The sequence below is a fragment of the Allobosea sp. WAO genome (assembly GCF_001509835.1).
Classification (GTDB): Bacteria; Pseudomonadota; Alphaproteobacteria; order Rhizobiales; family Beijerinckiaceae; genus Allobosea.
This window is the reverse complement of record NZ_JXTJ01000003.1, coordinates 220,795-242,532: the sequence shown is the minus strand read 5'-3', so window position 1 is coordinate 242,532 and position 21,738 is coordinate 220,795. Positions and strand designations below refer to the sequence as shown.

19 protein-coding genes are annotated in these 21,738 nt (G+C 67.7%); 5 read left to right on the top strand and 14 right to left on the bottom strand.

What is annotated here, in order from left to right:
- Positions 1–6 precede the first annotated feature (6 nt).
- From DK26_RS02705 to DK26_RS02675, 7 genes are all read right to left on the bottom strand, one after another.
- A complete protein-coding gene (locus tag DK26_RS02705; RefSeq protein ID WP_066468035.1) occupies positions 7–1,299 on the bottom strand; it encodes a pitrilysin family protein in 1,293 nt (430 codons plus the stop codon).
- A gap of 45 nt (positions 1,300–1,344) precedes the next feature.
- Positions 1,345–2,637, bottom strand: coding sequence for a pitrilysin family protein (locus DK26_RS02700; RefSeq protein ID WP_066468033.1), 1,293 nt, complete (start codon positions 2,635–2,637; stop codon positions 1,345–1,347).
- A 163-nt stretch (positions 2,638–2,800) separates the two neighbouring features.
- Positions 2,801–3,457 carry a hypothetical protein gene (locus DK26_RS02695; protein WP_066468031.1) on the bottom strand — a complete coding sequence of 219 codons (657 nt, stop codon included), beginning with the start codon at positions 3,455–3,457 and terminating at the stop codon, positions 2,801–2,803.
- Positions 3,458–3,527: 70 nt separating this feature from the next.
- Complete coding sequence (gene lspA, locus DK26_RS02690) at positions 3,528–4,058, bottom strand: signal peptidase II (protein ID WP_157089481.1); 531 nt, start codon at positions 4,056–4,058, stop codon at positions 3,528–3,530.
- Positions 4,055–7,066: an isoleucine--tRNA ligase gene (ileS, locus tag DK26_RS02685; protein WP_066468030.1), complete on the bottom strand. Its 3,012-nt coding sequence runs from the start codon at positions 7,064–7,066 to the stop codon at positions 4,055–4,057. Before ileS ends, lspA begins: the two co-directional genes overlap by 4 nt.
- Positions 7,067–7,272: 206 nt before the next feature.
- Positions 7,273–8,256 (bottom strand): bifunctional riboflavin kinase/FAD synthetase, encoded by a 984-nt coding sequence (locus DK26_RS02680; RefSeq protein WP_248309848.1) that lies wholly within the window; start codon positions 8,254–8,256, stop codon positions 7,273–7,275.
- A gap of 81 nt (positions 8,257–8,337) precedes the next feature.
- Complete coding sequence (locus DK26_RS02675; protein ID WP_066468747.1) at positions 8,338–8,781, bottom strand: MaoC family dehydratase; 444 nt, start codon at positions 8,779–8,781, stop codon at positions 8,338–8,340.
- A 272-nt stretch (positions 8,782–9,053) separates the two neighbouring features.
- Here DK26_RS02675 and DK26_RS02670 point away from each other — a divergent pair, with 272 nt between their 5' ends.
- The gene (locus DK26_RS02670) at positions 9,054–9,437 is read left to right on the top strand and encodes a response regulator (protein WP_066468028.1); all 384 of its coding nucleotides are present in this window, start codon (positions 9,054–9,056) and stop codon (positions 9,435–9,437) included.
- A 187-nt stretch (positions 9,438–9,624) separates the two neighbouring features.
- On the opposite strand, the gene DK26_RS02665 is transcribed toward DK26_RS02670, so the two are convergent.
- The 3 genes from DK26_RS02665 to DK26_RS02655 all read right to left on the bottom strand — a co-directional run bounded on the left by DK26_RS02665 (position 9,625) and on the right by DK26_RS02655 (position 14,057).
- Positions 9,625–10,482 carry a TIGR01459 family HAD-type hydrolase gene (locus DK26_RS02665; RefSeq protein WP_066468027.1) on the bottom strand — a complete coding sequence of 286 codons (858 nt, stop codon included), beginning with the start codon at positions 10,480–10,482 and terminating at the stop codon, positions 9,625–9,627.
- A 131-nt stretch (positions 10,483–10,613) separates the two neighbouring features.
- On the bottom strand, positions 10,614–11,993 hold the full coding sequence (locus tag DK26_RS02660) for an EAL domain-containing protein (protein WP_184231597.1): 1,380 nt from the start codon (positions 11,991–11,993) through the stop codon (positions 10,614–10,616).
- Positions 11,994–12,233: 240 nt separating this feature from the next.
- The gene (locus DK26_RS02655; protein ID WP_066468023.1) at positions 12,234–14,057 is read right to left on the bottom strand and encodes a hypothetical protein; all 1,824 of its coding nucleotides are present in this window, start codon (positions 14,055–14,057) and stop codon (positions 12,234–12,236) included.
- Positions 14,058–14,235: 178 nt separating this feature from the next.
- Between DK26_RS02655 and DK26_RS02650 the strand changes: the two genes are divergently transcribed.
- The 3 genes from DK26_RS02650 (at position 14,236) to DK26_RS02640 (ending at position 18,081) form a co-directional block, all read left to right on the top strand.
- Positions 14,236–15,576, top strand: coding sequence for an aspartate aminotransferase family protein (locus DK26_RS02650; RefSeq protein ID WP_066468021.1), 1,341 nt, complete (start codon positions 14,236–14,238; stop codon positions 15,574–15,576).
- 49 nt (positions 15,577–15,625) lie between these two features.
- A complete protein-coding gene (locus DK26_RS02645) occupies positions 15,626–16,693 on the top strand; it encodes a serine hydrolase (RefSeq protein ID WP_157089480.1) in 1,068 nt (355 codons plus the stop codon).
- A 182-nt stretch (positions 16,694–16,875) separates the two neighbouring features.
- Entirely contained in the window at positions 16,876–18,081 is a 1,206-nt protein-coding gene (locus DK26_RS02640) for an ABC transporter substrate-binding protein (protein WP_066468019.1), read from the top strand.
- 12 nt (positions 18,082–18,093) lie between these two features.
- Here DK26_RS02640 and DK26_RS02635 read toward each other — a convergent pair whose 3' ends face one another.
- The 3 genes from DK26_RS02635 to DK26_RS02625 all read right to left on the bottom strand — a co-directional run bounded on the left by DK26_RS02635 (position 18,094) and on the right by DK26_RS02625 (position 19,898).
- A complete protein-coding gene (locus DK26_RS02635; protein ID WP_066468018.1) occupies positions 18,094–18,588 on the bottom strand; it encodes a peptide deformylase in 495 nt (164 codons plus the stop codon).
- Between the two features lie 135 nt (positions 18,589–18,723).
- A complete protein-coding gene (locus DK26_RS02630; protein ID WP_066468012.1) occupies positions 18,724–18,990 on the bottom strand; it encodes a hypothetical protein in 267 nt (88 codons plus the stop codon).
- A 134-nt stretch (positions 18,991–19,124) separates the two neighbouring features.
- Entirely contained in the window at positions 19,125–19,898 is a 774-nt protein-coding gene (locus tag DK26_RS02625; protein WP_066468010.1) for an SDR family oxidoreductase, read from the bottom strand.
- A 128-nt stretch (positions 19,899–20,026) separates the two neighbouring features.
- Between DK26_RS02625 and DK26_RS02620 the strand changes: the two genes are divergently transcribed.
- Positions 20,027–20,929 carry a LysR family transcriptional regulator gene (locus tag DK26_RS02620; protein WP_066468008.1) on the top strand — a complete coding sequence of 301 codons (903 nt, stop codon included), beginning with the start codon at positions 20,027–20,029 and terminating at the stop codon, positions 20,927–20,929.
- Positions 20,930–20,952: 23 nt separating this feature from the next.
- Here DK26_RS02620 and DK26_RS02615 read toward each other — a convergent pair whose 3' ends face one another.
- A complete protein-coding gene (locus DK26_RS02615; RefSeq protein ID WP_066468002.1) occupies positions 20,953–21,735 on the bottom strand; it encodes a class I SAM-dependent methyltransferase in 783 nt (260 codons plus the stop codon).
- Between the last annotated feature and the right edge of the window lie 3 nt (positions 21,736–21,738).

Here is a 21,738-nt window from a genome sequence, read left to right as displayed (position 1 = left end):
CGACGCTCAGGCGAGCCCGACCGGGCGGCCGACAGCCTGCACCAGCAGGCGGCCATCACCGAACAGCCGCGCCGCAACGCGCCTGACGTCGGCGAGCGTGACCTCGGCGAAATGCCGGTTGCGCTCGGCCAGGAATTCCGGCTCGAAGCCGACTACAGCCAAGCCGAGCAGTTCGGCGGCGATCTTGGGCGAAGTGTCGAAGCGCAGCGGGTACGAGCCGATGATGTAGCGCTTGGCTTCCTCGACCTCGTGCTCGCTCGGCCCCTCGGCAGCGAGCTTGGCGATTTCCTCGCGGATCACCGTCATCGACTCCGCGACGCGGTCATTGCGGGTCGAAGTCCCGCCGATCAGGAAGCCGCTCTGGCGCAGCGGCATCAGGCTCGAGGAGACGCCATAGGCGAGGCCACGCTTCTCGCGCACTTCCATGAAGAGCCGCGAGGTGAAGGCCGAGCCGCCGAGGATGTGGTTCAGAACGGTACCGGCGAAGAAATCGGGGTCATGCCGCATCAAGCCGGGGCCGATGAAGCGCAGCACGGTCTGAGGCACGTCGAGGTCGACGATGCGGGTCTCGCCGAGGCTGGCGATCGGCAGGCCGGCCTCCGGCATGACGCGCGGCTGCCCAGCCGGGAGCTTGGCGAAAAGATCATCCAGGCGCTGCACCAGCTCGGCGGCGGTGATGTCGCCGACCGCGACGAATTTCAGGCCGCCACGGCTGAGAAGCTGACGCGAGAGCCCTTTCAACGCGTCCGGCTGCAAGGCACCGACGCTGGCGACGTCGCCGCGTTCCGGCCGGCCATAGGCGTGGCCGGGAAAGGCGGCGGCGAAGAGCGCGTTGCGGCAGAGCGTGTCGGGGTTCTGAGCCTGGCGCTGCAGGCCCGCGATCACCTGCGCCTTGACGCGCGCAACCGCGTCGGCGTCGAAGCGCGGCGCATTGACGGCGAGGCCGAGCAATTCGAAGGCGACATCGCGATGACGCGACAGGGTCTGCACCTGGCCGTGGAAATCGTCGCGGCGGGCATCAAAGGAGAGGCTGATGGCATGGTCGGCCATGCGGCCCTGGAAGGCCTCGGCGTCGAGATCGCCGGCACCCTCGTCGAGCAGGCCGGAGATCAGATTGACGCTGCCGGCGGCGTCGGTGGGGTCGCGGTTGGCACCGCCGTCGAAGGCGAAATCGAGCGCCAGTAGGGGCAGGCTGTGTTCCTCGACGAGCCAGGCCTCGACACCGCAGGAGGCGGTGACGCGCTGCACTTCAAGCGCAGGGCCGGGTGCGGCAAGGGCAGGTATGATCGGCGCGTTCATGACATTCCCTGACGGCGTGACGCCTAACGCCCGCCTGCTGGTGAATCAGGCGGCGGGCAGGAGCAGGCCGGTGACCGAGCGGTCGGGCCTGAGATAGAGGCGCACCGCCTCGACGACCTGCTCGCGGGTGACCGCCTCGACGCGTTGCGGCCAGAGCTGCACGTCCTCGACGGTCTCGCCGACGGCAAGAGAAGCGCCGAAGATGCGCGCCAGCGAGGACTGGCTGTCGCGGGCGAAGATCGTCTCGGCGACGAGGCGAGTGCGCGCGCGGGCGAGCTCGAGCTCGGTCGGCCCGTCGGCGATGAAGGCGGCAAGCGTCGCATCGAGCCCCGCTTCCAGCGTCGCCATCTCGACGCCGGGACGCGGGCTCACCGACACCTGGAAAGCGGAACGGTCGACCATCGAGCCCATGAAATAGGCGCCGGCCCCGGCCGCAAGCTCCTGCTCGACGCAGAGCCTGCGGTAGAGCCGCGAGGTGGTGCCACCGCCGAGGATCTCGGCCGCGAGCTCCAGCGCGAAAGCATGGTCGCGCTGATCGGAGAGATAGGTCGGAGTCAGCCAGGCGCGGCGCAGCGAAGGCTGCTGGACGCGCGGATCGGAGAGCGAGACCCGGCGCGCGGCGCGCGGATCAGGCTCGGCCGGCCGGTTCCGGCGCGGCGGCTCGCCGCGCGCAGGAATGGAGCCATAGGTCTCCTGCGCCAGGCGCAGCACCTCGGCCGGCTCGACATCGCCGGCGACGACGAGGATCGCGTTCTCCGGCGTGTAGAAGCGCTGGTAATAGGCGAAGGCATCGTCGCGAGACAGCCCTTCGATCTCATGCTCCCAGCCGATGATCGGCGTGCCATAGGGGTGATGGACGTAGAGCGCGCTGGAGAACTCCTCGCCGAGCTGGGCTGCGGGGTCGGCGTCGACCCGCATGCGCCGCTCCTCGAGCACCACGTCGCGCTCCGGCCCGACCACGCTCTCGTCGAAGGCGAGGCCCGTCATCCGGTCCGCCTCGTAATCCATCATCGCGCGCAGATGCTCCTTCGGCACGCGCTGGAAATAGGCGGTATAGTCGAAGGAAGTGAAGGCGTTCTCCTGGCCGCCATAGCCGGCGACGATCTTGGAGAACTCGCCGGCCGGCCATTTCGCCGTGCCCTTGAACATCAGATGCTCGAGGAAATGGGCGATACCGGACTTTCCGGCCGGATCGTCGCCCGAGCCGTTGCGATACCAGACCATGTGGGTCACGACCGGAGCCCGGTGGTCGGGAGCGACCACGACCTCGAGGCCGTTGGAGAGCCGGAAGGATTCGACCGTGCTGGCGACGCTGCTCGGCGGCGTGTGAACCGTCATGGGGCTGGTCGGTCTCCTGCGACAACGGGACGGGAAGCCAGCCCGGGCAGCCTTGGAGGCCCGAGCCGGTAATGGGCTCCACCGGAAGATAGGCCTGCGCGTCGCCGGAAACCAGCCCGCGCGGTTGCCGCAAAGGCGCGCCGTACCAGCGCGCCTCGGGCCGCTACCGCATCGGCGTGGTGCCGGTCAGGAACTCGCGCTGGCCGACGGCCTGCTTGTCTTCCTGCGGGCCGGAAGCGCCCGGGCCGAGCGGGGCCGTGCCCGCCGGCCGGCGATAACCGACCGGCGGCTCGAAGAGGTAGTTCCGCGCCGGCTCGCTGCCATAGGTCAGATTGTTGGTGTCGGTCTGGGCCTGGCGCGCCGCCATCTCGCGGCCGATACGGATCGGCGCGATCTGGTTGTTGTAGTTGTTGTGATCCGGAACGATCCCATCCGGCCCATTGGCACGCCCGGCGACGCGGCCACGGCGAAGCTCCTGCTGGGACATTTCCGGCCGGTTGTTGGCGCGATAGGCCTCGGTGCTGGCGAAGGGCGAGCGGCTGGCGTCGCGCTCGGCCTTGCGGCGGGCGACATCCGGATCATCCGGCCACGCGGCGGTGCGCGTCGCGCCGGGCTCCTGCGGCTTCGGCAGGGTCGTGGACGGCGGCACGACCAGAGGCGCGCGCTGCTTGTAGTCGATATCGTCCTTGTCGCTGCCGAAAAGCCCCATGCCTTTCACCAGGTTCTGGAAGAGCATGCCTTCCTGGGCAAAGGCAGGGGTCGCCGCCAGCAGCAGGCCGCCAGCGAGCAGCATGCGCGAGGCGCGGATCCGATGAGCCATGTCCATTCTCCGTCCCAGGGCACGTGACCCCGTCATGATCGATCGGCGCGGCAAAACCATGGCAAGCAAACTAGTGCGAAACGGCTTTACCGGCGCCCGGCCGGAAGGACTCATACAGAAGCCCGGCCACGCCGACAACGATCGCTGCATCGGCGATGTTGAAGATATACCAGCTGAAGCTGCCGAAATGCACATGGACGAAGTCGACGACGGCCCCGAAGACGGCCCGATCGATGCCATTGCCGAGTGCGCCGCCGATGATCAGGGCAAGGCTCGCGATCGTCAGCCGGTCGTCCGAACGCCACATCCAGCGGCCGAGCCAGATCGGCGCCAGGAAGGAGACGGCAACCAGCAGCCAGCGACCGATATCGGTCGACTGCTGGAACAGGCCGTAGGAGATGCCGCGGTTCCACGCGAGCACGAACTCGAGGAACGAGGTGATCTGGAACGGTCCCTCCTCGGCAATGCGGGCACCGAAGAGCAGCCAGAGCTTGCTCGCCTGGTCGAGCAACAACACGACCACGGCGAGGATGACGCCGAAACGGCGCAGCGGCGTCAGGCCGGCGCCGGCCGGCAGCGCGTTCGGCTCCGGCTGGCTCATGCGGCGCGGCTGAGCTCGCGCAGCGCCTTGGCGTCGCGCGGGGTGACGTCGGGATAGTCGGGCTCGGCCGTCGCAGGGTCGAAGTACTTCCACGAGCGGGCGCATTTCACCCCGGAGGCCCGCGCCGGCACGACCGAGACGCCAGGCACGTCGGCGAGGCGGAAGGCGTCTTCCGGCCCCTCGACATCGCTGATCCTGGCGCCGGAGGTGATGCAGATCTCGGCGAGGTCGAGCCCGCTCACAGCGGCGCGCAGATCCGGGTCGGCGATATGGACGACCGGCGCCGCCTCCAGCGAAGAGCCGATGCGCTTGGCAGCGCGCTCGAGCTCCAGCGCGCCGGTGACGACGCGGCGGACGCGACGGACCTTGGCCCAGCGCTCGGCGAGCTCGGGATCGAACCAGCTCTCCTCGACCGCGGCGAAGAGCTCGAGATGGACCGAACCCTCGCCGGCCTTGGCCTGCGGATAGCGCTCGAGCCAGGCCTCCTCGGCGGTGAAGACCAGGATCGGCGCGAGCCAGGTCGTCAGGCAGCGGAAGAGATGATCGACGACGGTGAGCGCGCTCCTGCGGACATGGCTGGAGGTCGGATCGCAGTAGAGCGCGTCCTTGCGGACGTCGAAATAGAAGGCCGAGAGCTCGGTGTTCATGAACTGCGAGAGCAGGTTCACGACCTTCTTGTAGTCGTAAGTCCGGTAGGCCTCCTCGACCTGCGGGCCGAGCTCGGCAAGGCGGTGCAGCATCAGCCGCTCCAGCTCCGGCATCGCGGCCGGCTCGGCGACGCGGATCTCCTCGCTGAAATGCGCGAGCGTGCCGAGCATCCAGCGCATGGTGTTGCGCAGCTTGCGATAGGTCTCGACGAAGGTCTTGAGGATCTCCTTCCCGATGCGCAGATCGTCGGAATAGTCGGCCGCCGCGACCCAGAGGCGCAGGATGTCGGCGCCGCTGTCCTTGATCACGTCCTGCGGGGCGGTGACGTTGCCCTTCGACTTCGACATCTTCTCGCCCTTCTCGTCGAGGCAGAAGCCGTGGGTCAGGACGACGTCATAGGGCGCCCGGCCGCGCGTGCCGCAGCTTTCGAGCAGGCTCGAATGGAACCAGCCGCGATGCTGGTCCGAGCCTTCGAGGTACATCACCTTGTCCTTGCCGCCGTCGACGATGCGATGCGTCTTGAGGTCGGCGCGCTTCTCCAAAGTGAAGGCGTGGGTCGAGCCGGAATCGAACCAGACGTCGAGCACGTCGGTGACGCGCTCATACAGCGCCGGGTCGTAGCCGAAGGGCTTCAGGAAGCGGGCGCCGTCGGTGTCGGTGAACCAGGCATCCGCCCCTTCGGCCTCGAAGGCCTCGGCGATCGCGGCGTTGACCTTCGCGTCGACCAGGACCTCCTTGGTCTCCTTCTCGACGAAGACGGTGATCGGCACGCCCCAGGCGCGCTGGCGCGAGACCACCCAGTCGGGCCGGTTGGCGATCATGCCGTTGATGCGGTTCTCGCCGGCGGCAGGAACCCATTCGGTATCCTTGATCGCCTTCAGCGCCCGGTTGCGCAGCGTGTCGGCATTGCCGCCCGCCGTCGGCGCGGGAGCCGCCGGATCGGGCGCGCCGGCATCGCCATAGGGCTTGTCCATGGCGATGAACCATTGCGGCGTGTTGCGGAAGATCACCGGCTTCTTCGAGCGCCATGAATGCGGGTACTGGTGCTTCAGGCGGCCGCGCGCGACGAGATGGCCGGTCGCCGCCAGCGCCTTGATGACGACGTCGTTGGCGTTGCCCTTCTCGCCCTTGTCGGTGATGACCTGCGCGCCCTCGAAGCCCGGCGCCTCCTTGGTGAAGCGACCATCGGCGTCGACGGTGTAGGGAATGCGGGTCTCGATACCGCGCTCGGCCAGCATCCGGCCATTCGCCATCCAGACGTCGAAGTCCTCGCGGCCATGGCTCGGCGCGGTGTGGACGAAGCCGGTACCCGCATCGTCGGTGACATGGTCGCCATCGAGCAGCGGCACGTTGAAATCATAGCCCTGGCCGCGCAGCGGATGGGCGGTGGCCGCCGCTTCGAGCTCGCTGGCGGCGATGTCGCGAACGAACTCGTAGGCTTCGACCTTCGCGGCCTTGAAGACGGATTCGGCCAGGTTCTTCGCGAGGATATAGGTCGCCCCGACCTTGGCCCAGTTGTTCTCCGGCGCCGCGCTGACGCGGTAGAGGCCGTAGGCGACCTTGTGGTGGAAGGAGATCGCCCGGTTTCCGGGGATCGTCCAGGGGGTCGTGGTCCAGATCACCACCGAGGCCCCCGCGAGCGACCCCGAGCCGAGAACCGGGAACGCGACATGGATGGTGTCGCTGGTGTGCTCCTCGTACTCGACCTCGGCCTCGGCGAGCGCGGTCTTCTCGACCACCGACCACATCACCGGCTTGGAGCCGCGGTAGAGCATGCCGTTCTCGGCGAACTTCATGATCTCGCGGGCGATCTGCGCCTCGGCCGGATAGGCCATGGTGAGATAGGGATCGGACCAATCGCCCTCGACGCCGAGGCGCTTGAACTCGGTGCGCTGCACGTCGACCCAGTGCTCGGCGAAGGCGCGGCATTCCTTGCGGAACTCGACGACCGGGACATCGTCCTTGTTCAGGCCCTTGGCGCGATACTGCTCCTCGATCTTCCACTCGATCGGCAGGCCATGGCAGTCCCAGCCCGGCACGTAGTTGGAATCGTGGCCGAGCATCTGCTGCGAGCGCGTGACGAGGTCCTTCAGGACCTTGTTGAGCGCATGGCCGATATGGATGTTGCCGTTCGCATAGGGCGGGCCGTCATGCAGGACGAAGCGGTCGCGGCCTTTGCCGGCCTCGCGCAGCTTGCGGTAGAGGTCCATCTTGGCCCAGCGGGCGAGCAGTTCCGGCTCGCGCTGCGGCAGGCCGGCCCGCATCGGAAACTCGGTCTGCGGCAGGAACAGGGTCTGCGAGTAATCCTGACCCTTGGCATCCTGGGCTTTGGCGTCCTGGGCGGCGGTCTTGTCGTTCATGATCCGGCTCTGGCGGTTCGGACAGGCGGGCCAGATCGGTCTGGCGCTGCGCTCTTGTCCGCGGAAACTGGGAAAGCGGTCGAAATCCCGGACTGCGCAGGCGCCCGCGCGTCAGCGCAGGGCGGCAGCCGGGCTCGTAATTCGCCGGGACAGTGCGATGATCGTGGCGCGGAAAGCGGACATGAGCGGCTTCTAGCAGGCGTTGCCTAGGGAAGGAAGGGCGGCGTCCGGCCGAGAATGTCGCGCGCCTGTAGGCTGTCGGCGTCCATCTGCGCGATCAGCGCCTCGAGCGAGTCGAACTTCGCCTCGCCGCGGAGCCAGGCGACGAGGGCGACATCGACGGTCTTGCCGTAGAGATCACCCGAGAAATCGAACAGGAAGGTCTCGAGCCGCGGCGCACCATCGTCGAAGGTCGGGCGGCTGCCGAAGCTGGCGACGCCGTCGCGCCAGATGCCGTCGACGCGCATCCGCACCGCATAGACGCCATAGCGCAGACGACAATCGCGGGGCAGATGCATGTTGGCGGTGGGGTAGCCGAGCTCGCGCCCGCGCTTGTCGCCATGGGCGACCACGCCGCGCACCAACCAGGGCCGACCCAGGAATTCGGCGGCACGGGCGACGTCGCCCTGCTCCAGCGCCGCGCGGATCAAGGTCGAGGAGACCGGCTCGCCCTGCCAGGAATAAGGCGCGACCACTGTCACCGGCACACCCGCCGCGCAAGCCCGCGCCTGCAACATCTCCGGCGAACCGGTGCGGCCCGCGCCGAAATGGAAATCATAGCCGCAGACCAGGCCGGATGCGCCGAGCCGGCCGAGCAGCAATTCGTCGATGAAGGCCTCGGCCGCGACCGCGGCAATCTCACGGTCGAAGGGCACAACGAAGCTCGGCGCGAGCCCTTCGCCGGCGAGCAATTCGACCTTGAGCGCCGCCGGGGTCAGCCGGAACACCGGCTGGTCCGGCCGGAAGACCGAGCGCGGATGCGGCTCGAAGGTCAGAGCCGCCGCCTGGCCGCCGTGCGCTGCCGCCATCTCGTTCGCGACCCGCGCCAGCTCGGCATGGCCGCGATGGACGCCGTCGAAATTTCCGAGCACCAGCACCCGCCCGCGCAAGGCGTCGGGCACGGGCTTTCCCGGTTCGAGGATGAAGGCAGCCGGCATATCGGGGCGCGGCGCTTCGGCGGATGAGGTCATGGAGCGCAAGCGTCCGGGCGCCGGGACCATCCGGCGGGGCGTGTTTGGCCCCAAGCCGGCGGAAGCGTCAAGACTTCCCCGTCAGGCTTTCGCTGCCGCCTTCGGCAGCGCCACCCAGGCCTCCCCTTCGAGAACCGCCTTGCCGTCGACCAGGCATTCGCAGAACAGGCGGGCGCGGCGGCGCTCGGCCACGAGCTCGACAACCTCGACCCGGGCGGTGACGACATCGCCGATCTTGACCGGGGCGAGGAAGTTCAAGGTCTGCGAGAGATAGACCGCACCCGGCCCCGGCAGGCGAGTGCCGAGCAGGGCCGAAACCAGACTGGCCGTCAGCATGCCATGCGCGATGCGCTGGCCGAACTTCGTGCCGGCCGCGTAGCGGTCGCAGAGATGGATCGGGTTGGCATCGCCGGAGAGGTCGGCGAAGAGCGAGATGTCGCGCTCCATCACGGTGCGCATCAGGCTTTCGCGCTGGCCGATCGCCAGATCCTCGAAGGCATGAACCTGATAGAGCGTGCTGGTCATCATCGGTCGTTTCGCGTGCGCAGCAACGGTGGGAATGCCGCTGCCGCACGAGACAGGGGATGGCAGCGTTTCACAATTCGCTGCATTGCACCATAGAACTTTCGTGCCTGTGCGTGGTCGCCTTTCGGATGATGACGCTGCGTCAGTTTTCGATCGAATTAACCGCTTTGAAACGCGGCTTCGCTATCAGGATTGCCCCATGATTGCCGCTCTGAGAGAGCGGCCAGCGCATCGGCATGGCCGGTGCGTACTTGCATGCTCGGAGTTCCACCATGGCCCTTGACCCGTCGATGCCGATCCTGGTGGTGGACGATTACCAGACCATGGTGCGGATCATCCGCAACCTCCTGAAGCAGCTCGGCTTCGAGAATGTCGACGATGCCTCGGATGGCAGCAGCGCCATCGCCAAGATGCGCGACAAGAAATACGGGCTGGTGATCTCGGACTGGAACATGGAGCCGATGACCGGCTTCGAGCTGCTGCGCCAGGTCCGCAACGAGGAAGAGATCGCCGCGACGCCGTTCATCATGGTCACAGCGGAGTCGAAGACCGAGAATGTCATCGCCGCCAAGAAGGCCGGCGTGAACAACTACATCGTCAAGCCGTTCAACGCGCAGACGCTGAAATCCAAGATCGAGTCGGTCTGCGCCGCCTGAGTGCCGGGCACCAGCTGAACTGAGCCCTCATCCTGAGGAACCGCTCCGTAGGGAACGGCGTCTCGAAGGATGGTTCAGGGGGCTCAGCTGGAGCATCCTTCGAGACGCGCCCATGGCGCTCCTCAGGATGAGGCCGGGAGCTTCCAAAGAAACTCTGAGTGCCGGGGCTGTTGGCCCTTTCAACCGCTTACCAGGCCAGCTGCGGCATCGCGTAGTCGGGGCGATGGCTCTGGCGAGCGAACCAGTCCTCCAGCTCCGTCGGCGAGAGTTCACCAGTCTCCTCGGCGTGAATCCCGCCCAGGCACATCAGCGATCCCAGACCGTAGTGCACGGCGCCGGCGATATCGGTGCGGATCGCGTCGCCGATGGCGAGGATGCGCGACCTCTCGACATTCTCGCCGCGCAGCTCCTGGCCCTGGCGGATCGCCAGCTCGTAGATCGGGGCATGCGGCTTGCCGGCATAGATCGCGCGGCCGCCGATTTGCTCATAGGCAAGCGCGATCGAGCCGGCGCAGGGCACCATGCGGCCGCCGCGGTCGACCACCAGATCGGGATTGGCGCAGATCAAGGTGAGGTCGCGACGGGCGAAATCGGCGAGCTGCTCGGCATAGGTTTCCGCCGTCTCGGTCTCGTCGTCGAACAGGCCAGTACAGACCACATAGCGCCCCTCGGCGGCCGAGACGCGCGGCGCATCGAGCCCCGCGAGCAGCGGCAGGTCGCGATCCGGGCCGAGATGATAGAGCGGATCGCCGGCGCGATGGGCGATCAGGTCGCGGGCGACGTCACCGGAGGTGACGATCGCGTCGAAGGCATCGCCCGGCACACCGAGACGGCCGAGCTGGATCGCGATCTCGGAGCGCGGGCGGGGCGCGTTCGAGACGAGCACGACGGTAACGCCGCCGGCCCGCATCTTCGCCAGCGCAGCGCAGGCCTCGGCATACGGCGCAACGCCGTTATGGACGACGCCCCAGATATCGCAGAGGCAAAGCTCATACTGGCCGATGATCGGCGCAACGCCGGAAAGCAGGCGGGTGGAAGTCGGCACAGGCGGGCTCCGGCTTGGAGTGGGCGGCGACTGGCGCCACGGCATAGCGGTTCGGCTTGCGGGCTCAATACGCCGCCGGTCGCCGGCCGGCCAGCCCTGTCACGGCATAACGCGCAGGCGTCGGGTCCGGTTCAGGCGGTCGCGCGTCGCAGGACGTCGCGGAAGGGCACGCGCGTCGGCGTGGGCGGCGCAGCCGGAGCCTGAGGCGGAGACGGATAGTTGACGACCTCGGCAGCGGGCTGCGGTGCCGGCGCAGGAGCCGCTGGTGCGGGTGCCGCCGCCTCGGGCTCGGCGAAGACCTCCGGCCGCACCGGGCGCGGCGGCGAGAAGACGTCGCCCTGGCCGTAGCCGACACCGAGATCGAGCATGTCGGCGACCATCGGATCGTCCTCGACCTCGTCGGCGACGAGCTGGATCGCGCCGCGGGCGAGATGGGCGGCAAGGTCACCGGTGGCGATATCGGTTACCGCAGCTCCCCTCGCCTCCGCCAGGAGGAGCGAGGCCGGCACCTTGACGAAGCGGATGCCGCGATCGTGCAGCGAGATAGGATCGAGGCGCAGATCGGCGACATGGTCGAGCGCGAAGCGCACGCCATTGGCCGACATCGCCCCGAGCAGGCCAAGGCTCGCCGGCTCGAGCGTGCGGAAGACGCGCTGCGGCATCTCGATGACGAGATTGCCGATATGGGCGTGGTACTTTTCGAGGATGCGCGCCAGCGCCGCCAGGGCCCGCGACGAGCCCCAGGTCGCGCCGCTGAAATTGCAGGAGACGAAGAGCCCGCCTTCCTTGGTGCCGAGATGGCGGGCGATCGCCAGCGCACGGGTCAGGACGAGCGCATCCAGCGTCGGGCCGAAGCCGCGCTGCTCGATGGTCTCCATGAACTCGGTCGGGAGCAGCAACGTCTTCTCGTCGAGGCGCAGCCGCACCAGCGCCTCATAGCCGCGAGTCCGGCGCTGCGGCAGCTGGACGATCGGCTGGAGATGGACCTCGACCTGGCCGCTGGCGAGGGCATCGCTGATCCTGGCGACGCGCTCCTCCTGCGCCCGCGCCTGGGCAATCTCCGCCGGAGACTGCCGGACAGCGACGAGTGGCTCGGCCGCACGCAGGGGCGCACGTTCCGCCACCACCGCAACTGTCCGCACCGGCGGCTGCGGCGGCGCGGCGAGCTTGTCCTGAACCACCCGCAACTGATCGTCATGGTCGCCGAGAGTCGTCGCGACCTGCTGCAGGAGATCGCCGAGCAGGCCAACCTCGGCGGTGAGCTCGTTCAGCATCGCCCGGGCCGGCGCAGCATCGCCCTCGCTCATCGGCAACTGGTCGATGCGCTTGCCCATCGCATCGAGGCGGATGGCATTGGTCGCCAGCCTAACCTTGACCTCGCCGAGCCCAGCCAGGAGCTGCTCGCGCTCTGCTGCCCAGTTCCGGCGAACCAGCGCTGCCGAACCGGCGAGTCCCAGCCCGGCCGAGAGTAGGCCGACCGCATTGGCCAGCCCGCCCGGGAGCAACAGCATGGCCGCGGCGCCCAGCGAAAAACCGGCGACGCTGCTGGCGGCCGGTGGGAGTGCGCTGAGGCGGATGCGAGCCAAGGGCAGGATCACGCAAAAAGAGGGTGGGCGGGAACGCGAAAGCGGCGAATCACCTGCCGCGCCCGCAGGATAGCCGGGGGCGCCTGCTGCCGCGAGGGCCGGCGCGCCGGGAGCCGCATTCAATGCGCGGAAATCCCGCATTGGCGGCCCAGAAGCCCCGGCCTTCTAGCGCGGGCGCAGTCCGCCGGAATTGATTACGGCGAGAATCCGCTCGGCGACCTCCGTGGAGAAGCCCCGGCGGGCGAGATAGAGCCGCGCATCGAGATCGAAGAGCGGCACCTTCTGCCGCAAGGTTTGAAGCGCATGTTCCTGCGCAAAGCCGTCACCACTCGCCGCAGCTGCCATGGCGCGACCGATCAGGCCGAGCGGCGTCTCCTCGGCATTGATCAGGGCCGCGTGTGCTTCTGCGAGCCTGGTCGCGCCGGTGAGATAGGCCGCGAGATAGAGATAAAAGTCGTACCAGGGCGGCCGGCCATTGCTGAGCGCGACGGCCCGCTCGAGCAGAGGCAGGCCTTCCGCCGGCCGATTGAGCTGGACATAGCGTGCGCCGACGGAAGCCAATACGTCGGGGTCATAGGGATTGCGCGCCAGGGCCTCCTGCCCGGATTTCAGCGCATCCTCGACCGCGCCGCGCAGGAACAGGGCGTCCATCATCACCTGATGCGCGCGAGCGCTCGCGGGGGCGAGCCTAACGGCGGTCACTGCGGCGGCAAGCGCCCGGTCGAGCGCGGAGCCCGGCCGCGCGTTGAAGTCGGAAGAATACTCGTCGAGGGTCAGCAGCGCGAGCTGCGACCAGGCCGGGTGGAACTCCGGATCGCGGGCGACGACACCCTCCAGGCAAGTGCGGGCCGCCAGATGGTCCTCCGGCTTCATAGTGCGACGCAGGTTCACGGCGAGGTACAGACAGCCGGCCTCGAGCGTCGGCGGCGACTGACGGGCATCGGCGTGCAACACGCCGAATGGCTGCGCCAGCCGGATCGCCAGCTGCTGCGCCGTGTCACGCAGCCTCGCTGCGTCATTGAAATCGCCAATGCTGCGCTCGCGCGAGGTGGTCCAGACGACGCGGCCGCCCTTGGCGGTGCTGAGCCGTGCATGGCCCTCGATCGCGTCGCCGACCCGCGAGAAGCTGACCGTCAGGACATAATCTGCGCCCTCACCCGAACGCGTCATCGGCTCCGGCAGCTTGACGACCACGAGATCGTCGAAGCGCGCCATCGTGTCCGCGACCTGGCGCACGAAATTGCGCGTGAGGTCGTCGAGCGAAGGATCGGTCACCGCCTCCGCAATCTCGACCGAGACGACGGGCAGGCGCGCCTTGACCGGGATCACCGCCTGGACCGTCGGCAGCGGCGCCGAGCGCGGTGCGGCGGGAGGCGGTGGCAATTGTGAGGCGAGGTCGGGCAATTGGGCCGCGATCTTCCCCGCGCCATGTGCCGTGCGCCAGTACCAGAAGCCGATCGCGGCAAGGCCGAGCAACAGCCCGAGGCCGGCGACATAAAGCCAGTAACGCGAAGGCCGGGCAGCGGCAGCGCCGTTCTCGACCGACGCCGGCCTCTCTTCTTGCTCCTCCTGCACAGCAGGGCCGTCCTGTGCGGGAACCTCCTCTTCCGGAGGCGCCACCGTCGCGACGCGCTCGAAGGCCGGGACATAGGCGCCGACGGGAACGGTGATCCGGACGGGATCGGCGACACCATCGGCCGCGAAATAGAGATTCAACGCCTTGCGCAGGCGCCCGGCCTCGACGCGGACGATCGGGTCTGTCTGCGGATCGAAATCGGGCGAACGGCCGAAGGCCTCGACGGCGATCGTATAGCCCTTCAGCTCCCCGGCCCGGCCGGCCAGGGTCTGCTCGACGATGTAGCCCAGAAAGGCGGTCAGCTGTGGCGCGGCACGGAAGATATCGGAGGCGAGCACGCGTTCGAGCTGCGCGCGGATCTCATCCGGCGAGAGCCCGTCGTCTCTGTCCAGAGCTGAGGCGCGAACGACCATTGGGGCGTGGTCCAGTGTTCTCCCCTCCTCGAAACTACGCCAGAAACGACGTTACGTCACCCGCGCAAACGCCCCTCGTCGCTCGCGCGACGCAGGGATGCCCCGCCCGACCGCGGATTTACAGCCCGTAGCACGCTGCTAGGCTGAGGAGGTTTTAAAAAACTAAAGGGATCGGATCATGACCTCCGCGACGGGCGCGATCGCCACGCCGAACGACCTCGAAGCCTACTGGATGCCGTTCACGGCGAACCGCTCGTTCAAGCAGAACCCACGCATGGTCGCCCGCGCCGAGGGCATGTTCTACTACACGCCGGAGGGCAAACCGGTGATGGACGGCACTGCCGGGCTGTGGTGCTGCAATGCCGGCCACGCCCGCGAGCCGATCATCCAGGCGATCCAGGCGCAGGCGCGCGAGCTCGATTACGCCCCGTCCTTCCAGTACGGCCATCCCAAGGTCTTCGCAGCCGCCGCGCGCATCGCGGCGCTGGCGCCCGGCGATCTCGACCATGTCTTCTTCGCCGGCTCGGGCTCGGAAGCGGCCGATTCAGCGCTGAAGATCGCCCTCGCCTATTGGAACGTCTCGGGCAAGGGGTCGAAGACCCGGCTGATCGGCCGCGAGCGCGGCTATCATGGCGTCGGTTTCGGCGGCATCTCGGTCGGCGGCATGGTCAACAACCGCAAGTTCTTCGGCGGTCTCCTGACCGGCACCGACCACATCTCGCACACCTATGACCGCGAGAAGCAGGCCTTCAGCAAGGGCGAACCGGAATACGGCGCGCATTTCGCCGATGATCTCGAGCGCGTCGTCGCGCTGCACGACGCCTCGACCATCGCTGCCGTGATCGTCGAGCCGATGGCCGGCTCGACCGGCGGGCTGCCGGCGCCGAAGGGCTATCTCAAGCGCCTGCGCGAGCTCTGCGACAAGCACGGCATCCTCTTGATCTTCGACGAGGTGATCACCGGCTTCGGCCGCCTTGGCTTCGCCTTCGCAGCCGAGCGCTACGGCGTGATCCCCGACATGATCACCTTCGCCAAGGGCGTGACCTCGGGCGCGGTGCCGATGGGCGGCGTGATCGTGCGCAAGCACATCTACGACGCCTTCATGAACGGGCCCGACAACGTCATCGAACTGTTCCACGGCTACACCTATTCCGGCCACCCGCTGGCAGCGGCGGCCTGCCTCGCCACGCTCGACATCTATCGCGACGAGGGCTTGTTCGAGCGCGCCCGCGCCATGGAGCCGATGTGGGCGGATGCGGTGATGAGCCTGAAGGGCGAGCCGAATGTCGTCGACATCCGCACGGTCGGCCTGGTCGGCGCCGTCGACCTCGCACCGCGCGCCGACGGTGTCGGCAAGCGCGCCTTCGAGGCGATGGACCGCCTCTTCCGCGAGGAAGGGCTGATGGTCCGCACCGCCGCCGACACGATCGCCTTCTCGCCGCCGCTGATCATCACCGAAAGCCAGGTCGAGGAGCTGATCGGCAAGCTGCGCCGGGCGATCCGGGCCGTGGCGAACTGAGCGGCCAAACGCCATGGACCGGCGCGCCTTTCTCGCTGCGGCAAGTGCCATGCTACTGGCGCACCCCGCCGCAGCGCAGACCCAGGCGCGCCAATGGCATGAACTCTCGCTCGCCGAAGCAGGCTTCCTGCCTGATGCCGGCGAGCGCATCGACAGGGCGTTCGCCAGTGGAGAGTTGAACGGCCTGCACGGGCTTGTCGTGCTCCGGCACGGCAAGATCGCCCTGGAGCGCTATTTTTCCGGCGCGGACGAAATCTGGGGCGACAGCCGCGGCGTCATCGCTTTCAACGCCGACGAGTTGCACGATCTGCGCTCGGTATCGAAGAGTATCGTCGGCCTGATCTATACCATTGCCCTCGCCGATGGGCTGGTCCCGAAGCCGGAGGCGCCGCTCCTGGCGAGCTTTCCGGACTATCCCGACCTCGCCGCCGACCCGGAACGGCAGCAGCTCAAGGTCGCTCACGTCCTGACCATGACCATGGGCCTCGCCTGGGACGAGTCGCTGCCCTACAGCGATCCGCGCAACAGCGAGATCGCGATGGAGTACGCCCCGGATCGCTATCGCTTCGTGCTCGACCGACCGATAGCGCGCCCGCCGGGCGAGGCCTGGGCCTATAGCGGCGGCGCAACGGCGTTGCTAGGGCACCTGATCGCCAAGGGCAGCGGCAAGCGGCTCGGCGAGTTCGCCAGGGAACGCCTGTTCGCACCGCTGGGGATCGATCGCTTCGCCTGGACGAACGGCCTCGATGGCCGCGAGGCCGCCGCATCGGGCCTGCGCCTGCGTCCGCGCGATCTCGCCGCGATCGGGCAATTGCTGCTCGACAAGGGTAGCCATGCCGGCCGGCAGATCGTGCCCGCCGACTGGCTGGAGCAGTGCCTGACGGCGCAGACGCAGACCAAGGACGGGCTCGGCTACGGCTATCAGTGGTATCTCGGCCGTGACCGCGCCGGCGAGCCCTGGTTCGGCGCCTTCGGCAATGGCGGCCAGCGCCTCATCGTCTCGCCCAGGCAGCAGCTCGTCATCGCCATCGCCGCGGGCAATTACAACAAGCCCGGCGGCGAGCGAATGTCGGCCAAGCTCGCGAACGAGTTCGTCTTCGGCGCCCTGGCGCAGTGATCGCCGCTTGCGGCCGATCAGGGAGAAGAAATTTCCCCTTTCGACAGCCTCGACGACCGGTACCATCTCTTTGAATCCGGTTGTTCAGCGGCTCGTTCTTATTTGTGCACTGCGGTATTGACCGCATGACAAAGCGAAACCTAAGGCTCTGCAAATCCTCGCAGTTTCTCTTGGGATCGACGATGTCGCTTCGCAGCATTTCCGCCGGGCTGGCCGCCCTTCTCACGCCCTTCCTGCTCGCTCCCGCCCTTGCCCAGACGCCGAAGCCGCTGCGCATCGGCGTGCTCAACGACATGGCCGGCATCTATGCCGACATGGCCGGACCCGGCTCGGTGATCGCGGCCCAGATGGCTGTCGAGGATTTCGGCGGCAGCGTGCTCGGCCGGCCGATCGAGATTCTCGCCGGCGACCACCAGAACAAACCCGATATCGGCTCGGCCTTGGTCAATCGCTGGATCGACGAGGACGGCGTCGACGTGATCGCCGACATCCCGACCTCCTCGGTGCTGCTGGGCATCCAGGAGATCGGCCGGCGCAAGAACAAGCTCGTGCTCGCCTCCACCGGCGGCTCCTCGGACTTCACCGGCAAGTTCTGCGCCCCAACCGGCATCCACTGGACTTACGACACCTATGCGCTGGCGGTCGGCACCGGCCTGCCGCTGGCCAAGGATGGCCCCTGGTATTTCATCACCGCCGACTACGCCTTCGGCCATGCGCTCGAGCGCGACACCTCGGACGCGGTGAAGAAGGCCGGCGGCAAGATCATCGGCGGCGTCAAGCATCCGCAGGGCACCACCGACTTCTCCTCCTATCTGCTGCAGGCCCAGAGCTCCGGCGCCAAGATGGTCGGCATCGCGAGCTCCGGTTCCGACCAGATCGCCACGATCAAGCAGGCGACGGAGTTCGGCCTGCCGCAGAGCGGCGTCAAGCTCGCCGGGCTCTACCTGCACATCACCGACATCCACGCGATCGGTCTGCAGGACGCGCAGGGGCTGATCCTGACGCAGGCCTTCTACTGGGACCTGAACGAGGAAACCCGCGCCTGGTCGAAGCGCTTCTTCGAGCGCCACAAGGCGATGCCGACCATGGGCCAGGCCGGCACCTATTCCTCGATCCTGCACTATCTCAAGGCGGTGAAGGCCGCCGGCACGGCCGAGACCGAGAAGGTCGCCGCGCAGATGAAGGCGACACCGGTCAACGACTTCTTCGCCAAGAACGGCGTGATCCGCGAGGATGGCCGCATGGTGCACGACCTCTATGTGCTCGAGGTCAAGAAGCCCGAGGAATCCAAGTACCCTTGGGATTATCTCAAGCTGATCCGCACCATCCCGGGCGAGCAGGCCTTCCGCCCGCTTGCCGAGGGCGAGTGCCCACTGGTCAAGAAGTGAAGCTGCCGGCTCCTAAAGCCGCCGCAGCTTGTTGTAGCGGGCAACCAGCCTGTCGCGCTTGAGGCGCGACAGGCGGTCGATCCAGAAGATGCCGTCGAGTTGGTCGATCTCATGCTGATGGCAGATCGCGAGCAGGCCGTCGGCCTCCTCGCTCCGTTCCTTCCCGTCAAGGTCCTGATAGCGCACGCGCACGCGGGCATGGCGTTCGAGCTCGTCGGTCACCCCCGGCATCGAGACGCTGCCCTCGGTGTGGCGGATGGTCTCGCGCGAAACCTGGTCCAGCTCCGGATTGACATAGATGCGGACGTCGCCGGGTGAGAGTTCGAGCACCACGAGCCGCGACAGGACGCCGATATGCGGCGCGGTGATGCCGATGCCCGGCGCTGCCCGCATCGTCTCGAGCAGATCGTCGGCGAGCGCTCGCAGATCGGCGTCGAAACGCAGGACGGGGCCCGCGGTCAGGCGCAGACGCGGGTCGGGAAAACTCAGGATCGGTCGGAGAGGCATGAATTCAAGTCTTCCCTGATCCGAAACCAAACGAGCCTAGCCCCACTCCGCTCCATGCGGCCATAGGGGGAAGGCCTGAATTCACCGCTGCCGAGAAGCCGTGGGTAGGCTGTCGCTGACGAACGAAGCCACCGATCAGCGCGCGATGCGCCAGGCGACGAGAGCCGCGAGCGCGACCGGCACCAGGAAGACCACGGCAAGGATCGGCAGTTCCTCGCGCACCGAACAACCGGCCTTGGTGACGCCGACCCACATGTTGACCAAGGCGATCGCGAGCCAGGCCGGCACGAACAGTTTTGCCGCCATTGCGAAGGCCGGCTCGGCCCCGCCCCAGAGTTTTCCGAAGAGCAGGAACAGGCCGAGCAGCACAACGCCGCCGCCGATCACCATCGCCATGTGCATGCTGTCTCTCCGCGCGGGAAACGCGTTCCGTATCGTCTCGATACCTTCGCCAGGGTGGACGGGAGCTGAATGAACGCTTCAGCTCCCGGCAAGGAAAGCGGCCGGCCAGCTCGGGAATATTAGCCGGCCGTACCTCACTTCGTCGTGTAGCCGCCGTTCACCAGAATGGTCTGGCCGGTCATCCACCACCCCTCGGAGACGAGGAAGCGGATGAAGGGAACGATGTCCTCGATATGGGTCAGGCCGGTCGGCGAGAACTTCGACAGGGCTGCGGCGGTCTTGTGATAGGCGACCGCATCCGCACCTTCTGCCGGGTAGAAGAACGGCGTGTCCATCGGACCGGGCCCGATTGCGGTGACCGAGATACCGCGCTCGCCGAACTCCTTCGAGGCGGCGCGGGTGAAGTGCTCCACCGGCGCCTTCATGCCGGCATAGGCGGCATAGAACGGCGTGAAGGCCCCGAGCAGCGAAGTCACTACGGTGGTGATCTTGCCGTTATCGTTCAGCGCCCTGCCGGCCTCCTTGAGGAAGAAGAAGGCGGACTTGGAATTCACCGCGGCCATCTCGTCGTACTCGGCCTCGCTGATCTCGGCCATCGGCTTCTTCAGCACCTTGCCGACAGTGTTGATCGCGATATCCGGCTTGCCGAGTGCCGCGGTCGCGTCGGCGAACAGCTTCTCCACCGCGCCGGCGCTGGTCAGATCGGCCTGGAAGGCGACGGCCTCGGCCCCCGTGGCCTTGACGGCGGCGATGGTCGCCTCGGCATCGGCCCGGGAGGCGGAGCTGTTGTAGTGAATCGCGACCGCCCCGGCGCCGTGCGCGGCAAGGTCGCGTGCGATGAGCCCGCCGAGGTTCTTGGCGCCACCGGCGATGATGACTGTCTTGCCCTTGATGCTGTGGTCGGCCATGACCTCGTCTCCTGTCGTCGTCGCGAGTTCGCTTCGCCCGCCAGCAAGGTAACCGGCCGATTGTCTCGATAAAGCTGGATAAGCTGACATGACTTGTCAGCCCTGGCGAACAATCCCACTGTGCGGCGATGGACCGGATCGATCTCTTCGCCATCTTTGCCCGCGTCGTCGAATGCGCGAGCTTCACGCGTGCCGCCGCGACGCTGGGCCAGCCGCGCTCTTCGGTGTCGGCGGCGATCCGCCTGCTTGAGGACAGGCTGGGCACACGGCTGCTCCACCGCACCACGCGCCATGTCGCACCGACGCAGGACGGGCTCGCCTTCTATGAGCGCTGCCTGAGACTGATCGCCGAGGTCGAGGAGGCCGAGACGCTGTTCCGCAGCGCTGTCGACGGGCCCGCCGGCAAGCTCCGGGTCGACGTGCCCGGCCGCATCGGCCGGCTGATCATCGCCCCTGCCTTGCCGGATTTCCTGGCGCGCTATCCGGATATCGCGATCGAACTCGGCGTCACCGACCGGGCCGTCAATCTCGTCGAGGACAGCGTCGACTGCGTGCTGCGCGTCGGCCCCCTCAGCGATTCCAGCCTGATCGCCCGCAATCTCGGCGAGCTCGGCCTGATCAATGTCGCGAGCCCGGCCTATCTCGCGCGTCACGGCACGCCGATCGTGCCAGGCGACCTCGCCGGGCATTTTGCGGTCAACTACGCCTCGCCATCGAGCGGGCGGGTCGACGACTGGCAATGGCTGGAAGCCGGGCGCGTCCATAGCCTCGCACTGCCCGGACGCGTCACGGTCAACAGCGCCGAGGCCTACATTGCCTGCTGCCTCGCCGGACTCGGCCTGATCCAGATCCCGGCATATGACGTCGCCGCCGAGATCGCGGACGGTGCGCTGGTAGAAGTCATGCCGCAAGTTCGCGCCGAGCCGATGCCGGTCGCGCTGCTCTACCCGCACCGGCAGCATCTCTCGCGCCGCCTACGCGTCTTCATCGCATGGCTGGAGCCATTGCTGCGGGAACGGCTGCTGCTGTGATGGCGCGCGGAAGCTCGGCTCTGTCAGGCAGCCGAAGCGACGCGCCGGGCGCGAAAGCCACGGAATTCGTAGGCGTAGGGCACGAGGCCGTCAGCCCGGGCGAGCTCGGCCGCCGTCCCGAGCAGGATTTCGCGCGCCTTCTCCGCTCCCAATGCGGCGATCGCCGGCACAGCATGCGAAGATGACAGGACGAGCCGGACGTAACGCTCCGGCTCGAGCAGCAGGGCCGCATGCTCGCGATAGGCCTCCGTCTCCCCGAAACCGGGCGCAGCGGCAAGCTCGGCGACATAGTCCGGTCGCTCATAGACGCGCGGCCCGCCATGATCGCGCAGGAAAGCGGTCGCGGCGGCGACGGCCGCATTGGTCTCGTCGCGAACATAATCGGTGATGCCGATGACCCCGCTAGGAGCAAGCACACGCGCCGCCTCTGCGAAGAAGGCCAGGCGGTCGAACCAATGCGCCGCCGTGGCAGCGAAGACGGCGCAAACAACGCCATCCTGCAGCGGCAGTGCCTCGGCCGTGCCCTCGCGATAGTCGAGCTTCTCGCCGGCCAGGATGCGCCCGCTCGCCTGCGCACGCATGTCGGCAGCAGGCTCGACACCGATCACCGCGATGGCGGGCGCGAGTTCCTGCCGGAGCTGGCGGGTGAAGATGCCGGTGCCGCTGCCGACATCGACGACGACCTGCTTCTCTTCGGCACGCACGGCGCCGCAGAGCCAGCGCAGCAGCGCCGGCGGGTAGTTGGGGCGCGCCGCCGCGTAATCGTCCGCGACGGCGTTGAAGCGGGTCTTGCTGTCGGCGACCACGGT

Bases quoted from the DNA above. Each gene is read 5' to 3' on its own strand.
- DK26_RS02680 (WP_248309848.1), bottom strand. From the start codon at position 8,256: ATGACCTCATCCGCCGAAGCGCCGCGCCCCGATATGCCGGCTGCCTTC.
- DK26_RS02705 (WP_066468035.1), bottom strand. From the start codon at position 1,299: ATGAACGCGCCGATCATACCTGCCCTTGCCGCACCCGGCCCTGCGCTT.
- DK26_RS02630 (WP_066468012.1), bottom strand. From the start codon at position 18,990: ATGCACATGGCGATGGTGATCGGCGGCGGCGTTGTGCTGCTCGGCCTG.
- DK26_RS02660 (WP_184231597.1), bottom strand. From the start codon at position 11,993: ATGCTGTTGCTCCCGGGCGGGCTGGCCAATGCGGTCGGCCTACTCTCG.
- DK26_RS02625 (WP_066468010.1), bottom strand. From the start codon at position 19,898: ATGGCCGACCACAGCATCAAGGGCAAGACAGTCATCATCGCCGGTGGC.
- DK26_RS02635 (WP_066468018.1), bottom strand. From the start codon at position 18,588: ATGCCTCTCCGACCGATCCTGAGTTTTCCCGACCCGCGTCTGCGCCTG.
- DK26_RS02650 (WP_066468021.1), top strand. From the start codon at position 14,236: ATGACCTCCGCGACGGGCGCGATCGCCACGCCGAACGACCTCGAAGCC.
- DK26_RS02700 (WP_066468033.1), bottom strand. From the start codon at position 2,637: ATGACGGTTCACACGCCGCCGAGCAGCGTCGCCAGCACGGTCGAATCC.
- DK26_RS02645 (WP_157089480.1), top strand. From the start codon at position 15,626: ATGCTACTGGCGCACCCCGCCGCAGCGCAGACCCAGGCGCGCCAATGG.
- ileS (WP_066468030.1), bottom strand. From the start codon at position 7,066: ATGAACGACAAGACCGCCGCCCAGGACGCCAAAGCCCAGGATGCCAAG.
- DK26_RS02695 (WP_066468031.1), bottom strand. From the start codon at position 3,457: ATGGCTCATCGGATCCGCGCCTCGCGCATGCTGCTCGCTGGCGGCCTG.
- DK26_RS02655 (WP_066468023.1), bottom strand. From the start codon at position 14,057: ATGGTCGTTCGCGCCTCAGCTCTGGACAGAGACGACGGGCTCTCGCCG.
- DK26_RS02675 (WP_066468747.1), bottom strand. From the start codon at position 8,781: ATGACCAGCACGCTCTATCAGGTTCATGCCTTCGAGGATCTGGCGATC.
- DK26_RS02640 (WP_066468019.1), top strand. From the start codon at position 16,876: ATGTCGCTTCGCAGCATTTCCGCCGGGCTGGCCGCCCTTCTCACGCCC.
- DK26_RS02620 (WP_066468008.1), top strand. From the start codon at position 20,027: ATGGACCGGATCGATCTCTTCGCCATCTTTGCCCGCGTCGTCGAATGC.
- DK26_RS02670 (WP_066468028.1), top strand. From the start codon at position 9,054: ATGGCCCTTGACCCGTCGATGCCGATCCTGGTGGTGGACGATTACCAG.
- lspA (WP_157089481.1), bottom strand. From the start codon at position 4,058: ATGAGCCAGCCGGAGCCGAACGCGCTGCCGGCCGGCGCCGGCCTGACG.